Source organism: Sphingomonas spermidinifaciens, assembly GCF_002351485.1.
GTDB classification, from domain to species: domain Bacteria; phylum Pseudomonadota; class Alphaproteobacteria; order Sphingomonadales; family Sphingomonadaceae; genus Sphingomonas; species Sphingomonas spermidinifaciens.
On record NZ_NWMW01000001.1, the window covers coordinates 275,935 to 290,261 of the forward strand.

Here is a 14,327-nt window from a genome sequence, read left to right on the forward strand (position 1 = left end):
GGCGGCGATGGCCGATCCCCGCATCATCGACGTGACGCTCGACGAGCGGACGATCCTGTGGCGCTCGGCCGATGTCGAGCAGGAGCGCCGCATCGCGATCTTCGACCTGCTCGAGGGCAATCACTTCCGCCCGTTGCGCGCCTATCCCGACGGCTATGCCGGCCCCTATCACCTCGCCTTGAGCGTCGAGGAGGGTCGCCTTGCGCTCGCCATCGCGCGCGAGGACAAGTCGCCGCTCGAGACGCTGGTACTCGCGCTCGGGCGGTTTCGGCGACCGATCAAGGACTATTTCGCGATCTGCGACAGCTATTACCAGGCGATCCGCAGCGCCACCGCCCAGCAGATCGAGACCGTCGACATGGCCCGGCGCGGCATCCACAACGAGGCGGCGGAGCTCCTGCGCGAGCGGCTGGAGGGCAAGATCGAGATTGATTTCGACACCGCGCGGCGGCTGTTCACGCTGATCTGCGTGTTGCACATCAAGGGCTGAATGGGGGCAGTGATGTGGGGTTTGGGGCGCTGGATCGGCGCCGTTATCGTTTTTGTCGTATTGGGGCTCGCGGGCTGGTGGTTCGCCGTGCACTGGCGCCCCTCGACCGAGGAATTCCCGATCCAGGGCGTCGATGTGAGCGCCGCGACCGGCGTGATCGACTGGGGGACGGCGAAGGCGGAGGGTGTCGACTTCGCCTATGTCCTCGCGACCACGGGCGACAAGGGGCGCGACCCGGCGTTCGAGGGGCATTGGGCCGCACTCGCGGACAGCGGCATCCGGCGCGGGGCGATGCACGCCTGGTCGCTCTGCCGCCTCGCCGCCGACCAGGCCGATCATTTCAACGCCGTCGTGCCGCGCATGCCCGATGCGCTGCCCGCGGTCGTCGCCTTCGACTTCGCCCCCGACTGCGCCGACCGCCCCGCCCGCGAGGTGCTGCTGCGCGAGGTCGCGACCTTCCTCGAACGCGTCGAGCGCCATACCGGCGAGCGCGTGCTGATCCGCGTCACTCCCGCCTTCGACAAGCAGTACCGGCTGAGCGAGGGGCTGCCCCGCACCTTCTGGGCGACGGGCGGCTGGTTCGCGCCCAGCTATCTGGCGCGGCCGTGGCGGATGTGGCAGGCGAACGCCGCGAGGGCGGTCGAGGGGTTCGAGGCGCCGGTGGGCTGGGACGTGGTGGCACCGTGATCGAGATCGACGAAACCGCGCTGATCGCCGCCGCCCGCGCCGCGGCGCTGAATGCCCACGCCCCCTATTCGCGCTTCGGCGTGGGTGCCGCGCTGCTGCTCAAGGACGGCAGCGTGGTGACGGGCGCCAATTTCGAGAATGCGAGCTATGGCCTGTCGCTCTGTGCCGAGACGGTCGCGACCGCGACCGCCAGCGCCGGGGGGCGGCTTCGCGACATTGTCGCCGTCGCTGTGATCGGCGGCATGATCGAGGACGGCCGCCCCACCGGCACCGACCCCGTCCGCCCCTGCGGCCGCTGCCGCCAGGTGCTCAACGAAGCCGCCGGCATGGCGGGCCGCGACCTCGTCGTCCTGTGCGCGGGGGCCGAGGGCGAGGCGACCGAGCGCCATCGCCTGTCCGACCTCCTCCCCCACGCCTTCGGCCCTGCGGATTTGGGGATTGATCGTTAACCCGTGACCGCTAACATCCCCGCAAAAACAGGGGGATGAGGATGTACGAGGGGACGAGCGCGGGGGCACGCGCAATCGTCGGCCATGTCGGGCGCAAGGGGATGCGGCTGGCGCTGGTCGATGCCGGGGGGCGCATCGCGCCCGGCAGCACGCGCTTTCACGAGGCGGCGACGGTCACCAGCATCTCGGGCGCGATCAGCGGCTTCCAGCGCGAGCTGGCGCTGCCGCCGGGCGCGATCCGCTCGGCCTTTGCGGTCGCGGGCCTCGTCCGCGGCGACGCGATCTCGGTCACGCGCACGCGCTGGTTCCTGTCGCGCTCGGGCCTCGCGGCGATGCTGGGGCACCCGCCGATCATCCTCAACGATTTCGAGGCCGAGGCCTGGGCCCTCGCCGCGCGCGACGGGGCGGGCGCGCTCGCCACCACCCACTGCGTCGCGGGGGCGACCTCGGGTCTCGGCGTCGCGATCCTGCGGCGCGATCCGGCGCGCGGCATCACCGTGATCGCGACCGAGGGCGGGCACGCCGCCTTCACGCCCCCCGATGCCGAGCTGGCCGCGATCGTCGCCGCGCTGTTCCCCGGCCGGCTGTCGGTGGGGGCGGAGGAGCTGATCTCCGCCTCGGGCCTGGTCGAGGTCTATACCCATCTCGCCCGCACCCAAGGCACCGCGCCGCGCTTCACCAGTCCCGAGGCGATCACCGCCGGCGCCGACCGCGACACGGTGGCGGAGGCGGCGTGTGAGACGATCGCCGCGGCGTTCGCGGCGCATCTCGGCAACCTCGTCCTCTGCCACGGCGCATGGGACGGGGTGATCGTCGCCGGCGGCCTTGGCGCCGCGCTCGCGCCGATGTTCCGCCGCCCGCGCGTCACCGCCGCCTTTGCCGGCACCGGCCGCCACGCCCGCTCGATCGCGCAGGTGCCGATCCGCTTCGACACGGTGCCGCAGGGCGAGCTGCTCGGCGCGGCGGAGGCGCTGAAGGCGGCGGCGTGACTGGTTGAGGCAGCGCCGGCCCGTTTCGGGTGAACCGCGCGGGGCGCGATTGACCCTTCAACGGGCCCGGCACCGCACCACGGGCGTGAACCCGTCAGAGGATCAATGCCCGCGCTTCCCCGGCAGCAGCTTGAGCGCGCCCACCACGATAAAGCCGACCACCAGCCCCAGCAGCCCCGACCCCAGGGCCGTCACCAGCCACTCGATCGCGCCGACGCCGCCGCCGATCGCCACCGCCGCGTCGTGGATGACATGCTCCGGCCCCGCGAGCCCGAAGCCCGCCAGCCCGTGGACGATGATCCCGCCGCCGACCCACAGCATCGCCGCAGTGCCGATCCAGGCGAGCAGCTTGAGCAGCACCGGCATCGCCGCGAGCAGCCCGCGGCCCAGCGCCACCCCGCGCCCCGACCGGACGAGGTGCAGCCCCACATCGTCCATCTTCACAATGAGCGCCACCGCGCCGTAAACCGCGACCGTGATCGCGATGCCCACGACCGCCAGCACCACGCCCTGCATCCACAGGCTCTGCTGCGGCAGCTCGGCGAGCGCGATCGCCATGATCTCCGCCGACAGGATCAGGTCGGTGCGGATCGCCCCCGACACCTGCCGCGCCTCCAGCTCCGCCGGATCGGCGATCGCCGCCGCGTCGTCGGTGTGCTTGTCGCCGGTCAGCTTGTGGAGCAGCTTCTCGGCCCCCTCGTAACAGAGGAAGGCGCCGCCCAGCATCAGGATCGGCGTGATCGCCCATGGCGCGAGCGCCGACAGGAGCAGCGCCGCGGGCAGCAGGATGATGAGCTTGTTGCGAAGCGAGCCGACCGCGATCTTGGCGATGATCGGCAACTCGCGCGCGGGGGCGAGGCCGACGACATAGCCCGGCGTCACCGCCGCATCGTCGATCACGACGCCCGCGGCCTTCGTCCCCGCCCGAGCCGCCGCGACGCCCACGTCGTCCACGGAAGCCGCCGCCAGCTTGGCGATCGCCGCCACGTCATCAAGTAGTGCGATTAGGCCGCCGGCCATGGAGACTCCTGCTTTCCTGATGATGGCAATAAAGAGGACTGGTAGCCTCCCGCGTTATTGAGAAAAAGGCATTCTAGGTAAAGGGCAAGCGATAAGTCTCTGATCTATGGATTGCGGAACCACCACCGTCCATTCGACCGAAAAACCCGCTAGCGTCAGCTTTTCCCTTGTGCATTATCGCGGCCTTCTCAGCGTGATAGGGGCTACCGGAATGAGCGATTCGTCCAAAAAGTCGCCCTCACAAGCTACTTACCAGACATCTGATGACGATGCTTTTTGGCTAACCGACCTGTATCCGGATGCTGCGGCCCTTTTCAGGCATGAAATCATAGATTTGAAGGAGGTGAGCAAAGATGCGATTGTCGTATTAGATGCCAATGTCCTTCTTTTGCCCTACGAATTCACATCTGCTTCGATCAGAGAAATCGAGAGGATTTATAGTAAGCTAAAAAGGGAAGACCGCCTTGTTGTCCCCGGTCAATCCGTCAGAGAATTCTACAAGAACCGGTCAAAGAAGATTGCGTTGATAGCCGACGCTATTGATGGGGCAATTGAGCGTGCCAAACGGCAGCTTTTTGAAAAATCCATTCCTCTTTTGGAAGAAGACGAAGACTATGTAGAAGCTAAATCAGAGGCCAAGCGGTATTTGGACTTGGGGAGGACGATATCGTCAAAACTTGAATTGGTTAATCGAAAGCTAAAGGACGAGCTCGTCGGAGACAGGGTTTCTATAATATATCGAAATTTGCTTTCTGACTGTGTAATCGATTGCGATCTGCCGGACAGCCAGGCGCGTAAGGAACTGCTGTCTGAGGTGAAGAGACGTGCCAGCCTAGAGATTGCCCCGGGATACAAAGACCAAAACAAGGATGACTATGGAGTCGGTGATTTTCTTATTTGGAAAACCATATTATCAGAAGCGTCTCGCCGAAAGTCACATTGCATATTTGTCACCGAGGAACAGAAGTCGGACTGGTGGATAAAAAGGAAGGGAACTTTTCAACCAAGACCTGAACTTATCGACGAGTATCGAAGAGCATCCGAGGGAAAGTCATTACACCTCGTTCCTTTGTCGTTTCTTTTAGCCACTTTTGAAGCCAGCAAAGAAGTAGTTGAACAGGTAAAGGAGGCAGAGAGTATTCAAAAGGTTGATGTTCGACAATTGGATGCGGTTCGAATTTTAAGAAAACGTTTGCGAAAGGAGGCTTTGCACAATTCGGAGTTTGCAGACCTAGTTTCAAAGCGTAACGGCATAATCGAAAAGCTTGCCCTCTTAGATAGGATGCAGAATGGCCTTCAGAAAATTGTTGAACATGGTGAAAACTCCAGTGAAGACGAAGCCGATTTCACTGACCGTATCGGTAGTATTGGCCGCCTGAGGTCTATGAATATTGCAGAACTATCAGATGTGGAAGATAGAATATCTCAATTGAATAACCAGTGGCTTAAGCTCTCACGCGCACGTAACAGCGCAGTTTACTTAGGCGATATTTCGTCTCGCTCGTTAGATTCCGAATCCAGCGATGATGAGGCATAAACTTCGACCTCGCTAACTTACCGCTTCCCCGCCTTCTCCCACTCCGCCACCAGATCCAGCGGCGCGATCGGCGGCCCCGCCCCCTCCGGTCGCCCCTGCAACTTGTCGACCGCGATCCCCAGCTTCCATTCGACATGCGCGCGCAGGATCGCGTCGGCCTGACGCGCGCGGTCCTCGACATATTGCGCGGCGCGGACTTCGGCGGGCCTGGTGTCGCGCTTGGGGCGGCCGAGGCTATCGTACTTGATCGCCAGCGGGTTCGGATCGCGGATGCGCTTGTCGTGGTGATAGAGGAGCGCCATCGCCTGATAGGTGGTCATCGCCGGGATCGGCAGCGGCTCGTTGTCGCGCCAGCCGTCATGCTCGTGGCTCCAGGGATTGAACCCCTCGATCAGCGCCGCCTCCAACCGCTCATATCCCATCTTCAGCGCGTCCTCCCATTCGCGGGCGAAGCCGGGGTCGCGGCGGCGGCGGCGATAGAAGGCGGCCTCTGCCGCGCCCGCCGCCGCCGCCGACAGGGTGACATTGCACGTCGCCGCCAGCGCCATCAGGAACGCCTGCTCGGCCGCGCGCGTCAGCTTGCCGGGCTGGGCGGCGCGCAGCTGAAGCTTGCCGTTCCTGAGCGGCAGGATCACCGGCTCGCCGCCCGCGGTGCGAAGCTCGGGCGCGGCGCGCTTGGCCCGTGCGCCGGGCTGCCGCGCCTCGGGCCCGGACGCGCCTTTCCGTGCCAGCCGCGCCTGTGCCGCGACGATCGCCGCGTCCCACTTGGTCGCGAACACCGGGTGCTGCGCGCGCCGGTGCTGCATCGTCGAATAGGCTTTGCCGACCGTCCGCGCCGCCAGCCGGACATTGCCCGTGCGCGCGAGTTCGGTCAGGAAGCGGCGGTTCTCGTCTGCCTGTGCGGCGGTGAACAATCGGGCCATGTTCCGGATATGTTCACATGAAATCCTACATTGCAAGTGCGCCCGCTTTGCGCTAGGCGCGCGGCTTCCATCGAGACATCGACGGGAACATGCGGGAGGCTCGGGTTTCGGCCCGGCCGCTTTCACCGCTCAACTTGATCCGCGGCGCTTCCGGCGTCTCGGCAACAGAGTGAAGAGACATGGCAAAGAAGATCACCGGCTATATCAAGCTGCAGGTGCCGGCCGGCAAGGCCAACCCGTCGCCGCCGATCGGCCCGGCGCTGGGTCAGCGCGGCGTCAACATCATGGAATTCTGCAAGGCGTTCAACGCCTCGACGGGCGATCAGGAGGTCGGCACCCCGCTGCCCACCGTCATCACCGTCTATGCGGACCGTTCGTTCTCGTTCGAGACCAAGACGCCGCCGGCGACCTATCTCATCAAGAAGGCCGCGAACCTGAAGTCGGGCTCGAAGGAGCCGGGCAAGGTGTCGGCGGGCAAGATCAAGCGCTCGGCGCTGTCGGAAATCGCCCAGGCCAAGATGAAGGACCTGAACGCGAACGACATCGACGCCGCGACGAAGATCATCGAAGGTTCGGCCCGCGCGATGGGCCTCGAAGTGGTGGAGGGCTGAGATCATGGCCAAGCTGACCAAGAAGGCAAAGGCCCTCGCCGCCGCCGTCGACCGCGAGAAGCTCTACGGCGTGGACGAGGCGATCGCCCTCGCTCGCACCAACGCGACCGCCAAGTTCGACGAGACGATCGAAGTCGCCCTCAACCTCGGCGTCGACCCCCGCCACGCCGACCAGATGGTCCGCGGCGTCGTCACCCTGCCCAAGGGCACCGGCAAAACCGTCCGCGTCGGCGTGTTCGCCAAGGGCGCGAAGGCGGACGAGGCTCGTGAGGCTGGTGCCGACGTCGTCGGGGCCGAGGACCTGATGGAGATCGTTCAGGGCGGCAAGATCGACTTCGATCGCTGCATCGCGACTCCCGACATGATGGGCGTCGTCGGTCGTCTGGGCAAGATCCTGGGTCCCAAGGGCCTGATGCCCAACCCCAAGCTCGGCACCGTGACGATGAACGTCGCCGCGGCGGTCGAGGCGGCCAAAGGCGGCCAGGTCGAATACCGCGTCGAAAAGGCCGGCATCATCCACTCGGGCATCGGCAAGGCGTCGTTCCCCGCCGAGGACCTGCGCGCGAACTTCGACGCGCTGGTCGATGCGGTGGTCAAGGCCAAGCCGTCGGGTGCCAAGGGCAAGTATCTGCGCAAGATCGCGGTCAGCTCCTCGATGGGCCCGGGCATCAAGGTCGATGTCGCGGACGTGTCGGCGGTCTAAGCACAGATCGACGTTTGTAGGACAGGGCCGGGAGGGCGACTTCCCGGCCCTTTCCTTTTGGGTGCGGCCGGACGGGCAATCCACGCCGTCATGGGGTCGCCGCGGTCGTCTAGACCGACCGTTCGTGCCGAGCCGTCAAGCCCGCAAGGCAAAAAGCTCAACAGGAAGCGACCCGATCGTCCTGCGGCGCGTTGAGCGATCGAAAGGAACCGCCATGACCGATCCCGACCGCAATCCCGACAGCCCGCCTGCCGACCGCCCCTCCGATATCGAGCGCGCGGTGAGCGAGGATCGCGGCAATCGCGACATCACCAATGTGCAGGAAGACGAGGAGACGCCGCTCGAGCCGACAGTCTCGCCCGATACTGCCGGGGGTGCGGGCGGCGTGGTGCGCAATCAGGACGACGACGCGCAGTAAGCGACGTGTCCCCGGCAAAGGCTGGGGTCCGGGTGGAAGGGCCATCGAAAGCGCGGGCAGCGCCGATCAATGGCACCTTCCCTCTCGACTCCGGCCTCGCGCCGCGAAATGCTTCAGCCGTTGAGCGCCTTCTTCAGCAGCTCGTTGACGATGCCGGGATTGGCCTTACCCGCCATCGCCTTCATCGTCTGGCCGACGAAGAAGCCGAACAGCTTGTCCTTGCCGCCGCGATAATCGGCGACCTTGTCTTCGTTCGCCGCCAGCACCTTCGCGATCTCGGCCTCGATCGCGCCGGTGTCGCTGGTCTGCTTGAGGCCGCGCGCCTCGACGATCGCTTCGGCCCCCTCGCCGGTCTCGAGCATGATCTCGAACACCTGCTTGCCCAGCGTGTTCGAGATGGTGCCGTCCGCGATCAGGCGCAGCAGTTCGGCGCCCTGCGCCGGCGTCACCGGCGAGCTCTCGATGTCCTTGCCGATCCTGTTGAGCGCCCCGAACAGGTCGGAGATGACCCAGTTCGACGCCGCCTTCGCCGTCACCTTGTCACCGCCCGCGGCGAGCAGCGCCTCGAACCAGCGCGCCGTCTCCGCCTCTGCGGTCAGCACCGCGGCGTTGTAGGGCGACAGTCCCAGCTCGGCCTCGTACCGCGTGCGCTTGGCGTCTGGCAACTCCGGCAGGCTCGCGCGGCATTCCTCGAGGAACGCATCGTCGAGTTCGAGCGGCAGCAGGTCGGGGTCGGGGAAGTAGCGATAGTCGTGCGCATCCTCCTTCGACCGCATCGACCGCGTGACGCCCTTGTCGGGGTCGAACAGCCGCGTTTCCTGCACGATCGTTCCACCGCTCTCGAGCACGTCGACTTGCCGCTGCGCTTCGTATTCGATCGCCGCCATGACGAAGCGCACCGAATTGACGTTCTTCGTCTCGGTCCGCGTCCCGAACGGCTCACCCGGCTTGCGCACGCTGACATTGACGTCGGCGCGCATCGAGCCTTCTTCCATGTTGCCGTCGCACGAGCCGACATAGCGCAGGATCGTACGCAGCTTGCGGACATAGGCCCCCGCCTCCGCCGGCGAGCGCATGTCGGGCTTCGACACGATCTCCATCAACGCGACGCCCGATCGGTTGAGGTCGACGTACGAGCGCGTCGGATGCTGGTCGTGCATCAGCTTGCCCGCATCCTGCTCGACATGGATCCGCTCGACGCCGATCGCCTTGGTGCCAGCATCGGGGTTCTTCTCGTCCAGCGCGATCTCGATCCGCCCTTCGCCCACCAGCGGGTGATAGAGCTGGCTGATCTGGTAGCCCTGCGGCAGGTCGGCGTAAAAATAGTTCTTGCGGTCGAAGCGCGACCATTTGTTGATCGCCGCGTCGATCGCCATGCCGGTTCGCACCGCCTGACGGATGCACTCGCGGTTGGGCACGGGCAGCATCCCCGGCATCGCCGCGTCGACCAGGCTGACCTGCGTGTTCGGCTCCGCGCCGAACGCCGTCGCCGCGCCCGAGAACAGCTTGGCCTTCGACGTGACCTGCGCGTGGACCTCTAGGCCAATGACGACTTCCCAGTCCCCGGTCGCGCCGTGAATGCGATAATCGCTCATCTTACCACCACTTGTCCGCGCGCGCCATGAAGCCCGCGCGCTGTTCGATCGCCAACCCGGCGTTCAGAACGCCCTGCTCGTCGAGCGGCTTGCCGATCACCTGCAGCCCCAGCGGCAGGCCGGCGCCGTCGAGCCCGCCCGGCACGCTCATCGCGGGCAGCCCGGCAAGTGACGCGGGCACCGTGAACACGTCGTTCAGGTACATCGCCAGCGGATCGGCCTGCTTCTCGCCCAGCGCAAATGCCGCCGACGGCGCAGTCGGGGTGAGGAGCAGGTCGCAGACCTCCCAAGCCTTCTCGAAATCCTGCGCGATCAGCGTGCGGACCTTCTGCGCCTGCGTGTAATAGGCGTCGTAGAAGCCCGCCGACAGCACATAGGTGCCGATCAGGATGCGCCGCTTCACCTCGTCGCCGAAGCCCGCCGCGCGCGTCGCCGCGTACATCTCCTGAAGGTTCGCGCCATCGGGCAGCTCGCGCTGGCCGAACCGCACGCCATCATAGCGCGCGAGGTTCGACGACGCCTCCGCCGGCGCGACGATGTAGTAGGCGGGCAGCGCGTATCGGGTGTGCGGTAGCGAGACCTCGACGATCTCGGCCCCGGCATCACGCATCCATTCGATGCCCTTCTGCCACAGCGCCTCGATCTCCGCCGGCATGCCGTCGACGCGGTACTCCTTCGGGATACCGATCCGCTTGCCCTTCATGTCGGGCGACAGCCCCGCTTCCCAGGCGGGCACGGGCAGGTCGAGCGAGGTCGCGTCCTTGGGATCGAAGCCCGACATCGCCTCCAGCATGATTGCGCAGTCGCGCACGTCGCGCGCCATCGGCCCCGCCTGATCGAGCGAGGAGGCGAAGGCGACGGTGCCCCAGCGCGAGCAGCGGCCATAGGTGGGCTTGATGCCCGAGATGCCGACGAACGCCGCGGGCTGGCGGATCGAGCCGCCGGTGTCGGTCCCCGTCGCCGCCGGGCAAAGCCGCGCCGCGATCGCCGATGCGCTGCCGCCGGAGGATCCGCCAGGGGTGAGCGCGGCATTGGCCCCATCCTTGCGCCGCCAGGGCGAGATGACGTTGCCGAACGCGCTCGTCTCGTTCGACGACCCCATCGCGAACTGGTCGAGGTTGAGCTTGCCCAGCATCCCCGCACCCGCATCCCACAGTTTCTGGGAGACGGTGGATTCGTAGGTGGGCGTGAACCCCTCCAGGATGTGGCTCGCCGCGGTGGTCTGCACGCCCTTCGTCGCGAACAGGTCCTTCATGCCGATCGGCACGCCCGCCAGCGGCTTCGACGCCTCCCCAGCGGCGCGCGCCGCATCGGCAGCGTCAGCGGCGGCGAGCGCATGCTCGGGTGTCTCGACGATGAAGGCGTTGAGCACCTTCGCCCCCGCGACCGCGGCGTTGAACGCCTCGGCCGCCTCACGCGCCGAGAAGTCACCGGCGCGGAACCCGTCGCGCAGGCCCGCGACGGTCAGATCGGTCAGCTCGGTCATTCGATCACCTTGGGCACCGCGAAGAAGCCGTGCTCGGCCTGCGGGGCATTGGCCAGCACCGCCTCCCGCACGCCGCCATCGGTGACGACGTCGTCGCGCAGGCGCAGCTTGTTGGGGATGACCGCAGTCATCGGCTCGACCGAGGACGTATCGACCTCGCCGAGTTGCTCGATCCAGCCGAGAATGTTGCCGAGCTCGGGTGCGAGGCGCGCGGCCTCTTCATCGGTGATCGCGATGCGGGCGAGCCCGGCGATGCGTTTGACGGTTGGGGTGTCTACGGACATGAGCGCGCGGCTAGCATCCGGGTCGGCATGCTTCAAGCACCGCACATGGTTGCACGTTTCGCAAACACGCGGCATCGGATCGGAATTGCCGCCCGCCCGTTCATGCTGCATTGCACAATGGAGGCCCATAGTGGCCCGCAAATTCCTCTATCTGGTAGCCATCCTGACTGTGCTCGCCATCGCCGCCATGTTCGCCTATCGCCTTTTCGGAGTGCAGCTGCTGCGCCAGACGATGGTGCCGACCGCCGCGTTCAGGGCGCTGCCCCCGCCACCGGCTGATGCCTATGCCCGGCGCGAGATGTGGATCGCGCACCCGACGCGGCCGGGCAACCCTGCGCTCTGGACGCCGCCGGGGGTGCAGCCAGCGCGCGATCCGCAAGCTGCGGTCTTCTTCATCCACCCCACCTCGTTCCTTGACCGTGCGGCCTGGAACGCGCCGCTCGACAATCGCGACGCCAACGACCGTGCGGCGCTCTTCCTTCGAGGGCAGGCGTCGGCGTTCAACGGCGTCGGCGCGATCTGGGCACCGCGTTACCGCCAGGCGACCTTCGGGGCGTTCCTGACCAATGCGGACGCGGCGACGCAGGCGCTTGACCTCGCTTATGGCGACGTGCTCGCCGCGTTCGACCGCTTTCTCATGGAGGCGGGTGATCGGCCGATCATACTTGCCGGGCACAGCCAGGGGGCACTGCACCTCTCTCGCCTGCTCAAGGATCGCGTGGCGGGACAGCCGCTCGCGCGGCGGATCGTCGCGGCCTATGTCGTCGGCTGGCCGATCTCACGCACCGCCGACCTGCCCGAGATGGGCCTGCCCGAGTGCCAGCGCGCCGAGCAGGCGGGCTGCATCCTGTCGTGGCAGAGCTTCGCCGAGCCCGCCGACCCCTCGCTCATCCTCGACACCTTCGACGCGACCACTGGCTTCAACGGCATACGCCGCGCGGGCACCCCGATGGTCTGCACCAATCCGATCACCGGCAATGCCGGCGACGCTGCGCCGGCGGAAGCGAACCTGGGCACGCTGGTCCCCTCGGCCGACCTGACCAGCGCGACGCTGGAGCGGGGCATGGTGCCGGCCCGGTGCGAGGGGCGCGGCCTGCTGATGATCGGGGCGGGTCCGAACCTCGGCAACTATGTGCTGCCGGGCAACAACTATCACGTGTTCGACTACAGCCTGTTCTGGGGCAATGCTCGCGCCGATGCCGGGCGGCGGCTGAAGGCGTTCGGCGGTTGATCGCGACACTGGCCGCCGACTTCGCCGCTGCGCTCCCCGATGGGGGCCGGCTGCTTGGCCTCGATGTCGGGACGAAGACGATCGGCACCGCGCTCTGCGATGCCGGCTGGAGCTTCGCCAGCGCCGCGCCGCTGATCCGCCGCACCAAATTCACCGCCGACAGGGCAGCGCTCGCCGACCTGATCGCGGCGCAGTCGGTCAAGGGCATCGTCATCGGCCTGCCCCTCAACATGGACGGCAGCGACAGCCCGCGCACCCAATCGACGCGCGCCTTCGCCCGCAACTTGATCGATATGGGCCTGCCGATCCTCCTCTGGGACGAGCGCTGGTCCACCGTCGCGGTCGAGCGGCTGATGATCGAACAGGATTTGAGCCGCGCCAAGCGCGCCGAACGCGTCGACTCGCTGGCGGCGGCGCACATCCTCCAGGGCGCGATCGATGCGCTGGCGAACGTCGCGCATTGAAGATCAGCGCTTCGACAAGCTCAGCGCAAGCGGAACCAGGATTAGTCTCAGGTCCGTCGACGCAGACCACGGTCGGGGCCCCGCCCTTCTAAGCGGCAAGCGCCATCGCCACCGCCCGCAGCACGTCGGGATTGAACTGCACCCAGATATGGCTCGACCGCACCTGCACCGCGTCACAGCCCTCGCCGCGGCAGATTGGGCCGCCGACCAGTCCGTCGCTCGCGCTCCAGATCGCCGTCGTCGGCACGCCGAGCGGCCGACCCGCCTCCTCGACCAACGCGCGCACCTCCGGGTCGTCGATCCGTGCACCCGACAGCGCCTGATAGGCGCGCCAGACACGGGTCGCATCGGGCGGACCCGCGAAGGGAGAGCTGATCGTCACCACCCGCGCCACGCGGCCCGGCAGGCGCTGCGCCGCGATCCGCGCCATCAGTCCGCCCAGGCTGATCCCCACCAGCGCCACCGGCGCGCCGCGCCGCTCCGCCATCGCCTCGATCCGATCGAACAGGCGCTCCCCGTCGGCCCCGATCGCCCGCTGCCCCAGATTGCGGCCGAGCCCCCAGCCCTCGACGTGGTAGCCCAGTCGTCGCAAGTGCCGCCGCAGCACCGCGTTCGCCCGGTCCGAGTTGAACAGCCCCGGCAATACCATCACCGGCTCGCCGCGCCCGCGCGGCAGCTCGCCCATCGCCCGCCAGTCCGCCGCCAGTCGAAGCATCCCGGCTGCGCCGCGCGGCACCTCGGTCAGCGTGTAGCGCCAGGGCGGCGGGTTCAGAGCCACCACATCACCGTCCCCGAAAAGGGCGTCCAGCGCCCCATCGGCACGCCCGCCGCCTTCAGCGCCTCTCCCGTCCAGGCGTTGCAGGTGCGGATGGCGCTGTAACGCCCTCGCGCAGGATAGAAGACGTCCCAGCCGCCATAGCCACGCAACGGCGCGCCGTCGCCCAGGCTCGCGTCGATGAACGCCACCAGCCGCGCCGCCTGATCGGGCCGCAGGAAAAGGCGGCGCACCGATCCACCCTGTCGCGGCGCGGGCACATGCTCGACATGCAGCACCGTCGAGTCGCTGCCCATCGCCGCCGCGGCGACCGTCGAGAGGCTCAGGTCGGCCCAGGTCGGTGTGCCGATATAGAAGGCGCGGTCGCCCCAACCCACCGCCAGCCACTCATGGCGGCCATAGCGTGGGTCGGCGAGGTCGGCGGGCTTGAACCGCGCCGCCAACCGCCGGGTAAGCAGCGCCTTGGGCAGCACGATGCCGGTGTGAATGCCATTGTCCTCGACAAAGATCGGCACGCCCTCGGCCGACCGCGCCTCCGCGCCCGGCGCCTTGAACGAAGCGCCGAGCCAGCCCGCTGCCCAATAGCCCTGCACGACGATCGCGATCAGCAGCACGGCCGCGACCAGCGAACCTTTCAACCTGTTCAGTTTCGCCCGCAACTGCCT

At 67.0% G+C, this 14,327-nt stretch carries 17 protein-coding genes; 10 read left to right on the forward strand and 7 right to left on the reverse strand.

Going from position 1 to position 14,327, the window contains the following annotated elements:
* The first annotated feature begins 7 nt into the window (after positions 1-7).
* Genes COC42_RS01330 through COC42_RS01345 form a run of 4 tightly spaced genes read left to right on the forward strand, consistent with a single transcriptional unit; the run spans position 8 to position 2,615 of the window.
* Positions 8-490 carry a UPF0262 family protein gene (locus tag COC42_RS01330; protein ID WP_096341495.1) on the forward strand — a complete coding sequence of 161 codons (483 nt, stop codon included), beginning with the start codon at positions 8-10 and terminating at the stop codon, positions 488-490.
* 12 nt (positions 491-502) lie between these two features.
* On the forward strand, positions 503-1,177 hold the full coding sequence (locus COC42_RS01335) for a GH25 family lysozyme (protein ID WP_176484527.1): 675 nt from the start codon (positions 503-505) through the stop codon (positions 1,175-1,177).
* Positions 1,174-1,626: a cytidine deaminase gene (locus tag COC42_RS01340; RefSeq protein ID WP_425442784.1), complete on the forward strand. Its 453-nt coding sequence runs from the start codon at positions 1,174-1,176 to the stop codon at positions 1,624-1,626. Before COC42_RS01335 ends, COC42_RS01340 begins: the two co-directional genes overlap by 4 nt.
* A gap of 41 nt (positions 1,627-1,667) precedes the next feature.
* On the forward strand, positions 1,668-2,615 hold the full coding sequence (locus tag COC42_RS01345) for a glucokinase (RefSeq protein WP_176484528.1): 948 nt from the start codon (positions 1,668-1,670) through the stop codon (positions 2,613-2,615).
* A gap of 102 nt (positions 2,616-2,717) precedes the next feature.
* Here COC42_RS01345 and COC42_RS01350 read toward each other — a convergent pair whose 3' ends face one another.
* Positions 2,718-3,635 (reverse strand): DUF808 domain-containing protein, encoded by a 918-nt coding sequence (locus tag COC42_RS01350; protein ID WP_096341498.1) that lies wholly within the window; start codon positions 3,633-3,635, stop codon positions 2,718-2,720.
* 211 nt (positions 3,636-3,846) lie between these two features.
* Here COC42_RS01350 and COC42_RS17335 point away from each other — a divergent pair, with 211 nt between their 5' ends.
* Positions 3,847-5,172 carry a PIN-like domain-containing protein gene (locus tag COC42_RS17335; protein WP_141395758.1) on the forward strand — a complete coding sequence of 442 codons (1,326 nt, stop codon included), beginning with the start codon at positions 3,847-3,849 and terminating at the stop codon, positions 5,170-5,172.
* Positions 5,173-5,189: 17 nt separating this feature from the next.
* Here the strand turns inward: COC42_RS17335 and COC42_RS01355 are convergent, their stop codons facing one another.
* Entirely contained in the window at positions 5,190-6,095 is a 906-nt protein-coding gene (locus COC42_RS01355; RefSeq protein WP_096341499.1) for a hypothetical protein, read from the reverse strand.
* Positions 6,096-6,274: 179 nt separating this feature from the next.
* Between COC42_RS01355 and rplK the strand changes: the two genes are divergently transcribed.
* The 3 genes from rplK to COC42_RS01370 all read left to right on the forward strand — a co-directional run bounded on the left by rplK (position 6,275) and on the right by COC42_RS01370 (position 7,827).
* The gene (gene rplK, locus COC42_RS01360) at positions 6,275-6,706 is read left to right on the forward strand and encodes a 50S ribosomal protein L11 (RefSeq protein WP_096341500.1); all 432 of its coding nucleotides are present in this window, start codon (positions 6,275-6,277) and stop codon (positions 6,704-6,706) included.
* A 4-nt stretch (positions 6,707-6,710) separates the two neighbouring features.
* Positions 6,711-7,409: a 50S ribosomal protein L1 gene (rplA, locus tag COC42_RS01365; RefSeq protein ID WP_096341501.1), complete on the forward strand. Its 699-nt coding sequence runs from the start codon at positions 6,711-6,713 to the stop codon at positions 7,407-7,409.
* A gap of 214 nt (positions 7,410-7,623) precedes the next feature.
* Positions 7,624-7,827 (forward strand): hypothetical protein, encoded by a 204-nt coding sequence (locus COC42_RS01370; RefSeq protein WP_096341502.1) that lies wholly within the window; start codon positions 7,624-7,626, stop codon positions 7,825-7,827.
* 113 nt (positions 7,828-7,940) lie between these two features.
* On the opposite strand, the gene gatB is transcribed toward COC42_RS01370, so the two are convergent.
* Genes gatB through gatC form a run of 3 tightly spaced genes read right to left on the reverse strand, consistent with a single transcriptional unit; the run spans position 7,941 to position 11,192 of the window.
* Complete coding sequence (gatB, locus tag COC42_RS01375) at positions 7,941-9,422, reverse strand: Asp-tRNA(Asn)/Glu-tRNA(Gln) amidotransferase subunit GatB (protein WP_096341503.1); 1,482 nt, start codon at positions 9,420-9,422, stop codon at positions 7,941-7,943.
* A 1-nt stretch (position 9,423) separates the two neighbouring features.
* Positions 9,424-10,908: an Asp-tRNA(Asn)/Glu-tRNA(Gln) amidotransferase subunit GatA gene (gene gatA / locus COC42_RS01380; RefSeq protein ID WP_096341504.1), complete on the reverse strand. Its 1,485-nt coding sequence runs from the start codon at positions 10,906-10,908 to the stop codon at positions 9,424-9,426.
* A complete protein-coding gene (gene gatC / locus COC42_RS01385) occupies positions 10,905-11,192 on the reverse strand; it encodes an Asp-tRNA(Asn)/Glu-tRNA(Gln) amidotransferase subunit GatC (protein ID WP_096343011.1) in 288 nt (95 codons plus the stop codon). The genes gatA and gatC overlap by 4 nt, the downstream gene beginning before the upstream one ends.
* A 130-nt stretch (positions 11,193-11,322) precedes the next feature.
* On the opposite strand from gatC, the gene COC42_RS01390 reads away from it, so the two are divergent.
* Together COC42_RS01390 and ruvX are read left to right on the forward strand one after the other, a co-directional pair.
* Positions 11,323-12,423: a DUF3089 domain-containing protein gene (locus tag COC42_RS01390; protein ID WP_096341505.1), complete on the forward strand. Its 1,101-nt coding sequence runs from the start codon at positions 11,323-11,325 to the stop codon at positions 12,421-12,423.
* Positions 12,420-12,887, forward strand: a complete 468-nt coding sequence (gene ruvX, locus COC42_RS01395) for a Holliday junction resolvase RuvX (RefSeq protein ID WP_096341506.1) — start codon at positions 12,420-12,422, stop codon at positions 12,885-12,887. Before COC42_RS01390 ends, ruvX begins: the two co-directional genes overlap by 4 nt.
* An 88-nt stretch (positions 12,888-12,975) precedes the next feature.
* Here ruvX and COC42_RS01400 read toward each other — a convergent pair whose 3' ends face one another.
* Positions 12,976-13,665 (reverse strand): esterase/lipase family protein, encoded by a 690-nt coding sequence (locus COC42_RS01400; protein WP_245843759.1) that lies wholly within the window; start codon positions 13,663-13,665, stop codon positions 12,976-12,978.
* Positions 13,656-14,300 carry a TIGR02117 family protein gene (locus COC42_RS01405; RefSeq protein ID WP_245843760.1) on the reverse strand — a complete coding sequence of 215 codons (645 nt, stop codon included), beginning with the start codon at positions 14,298-14,300 and terminating at the stop codon, positions 13,656-13,658. The genes COC42_RS01400 and COC42_RS01405 overlap by 10 nt, the downstream gene beginning before the upstream one ends.
* Positions 14,301-14,327: the final 27 nt, after the last annotated feature.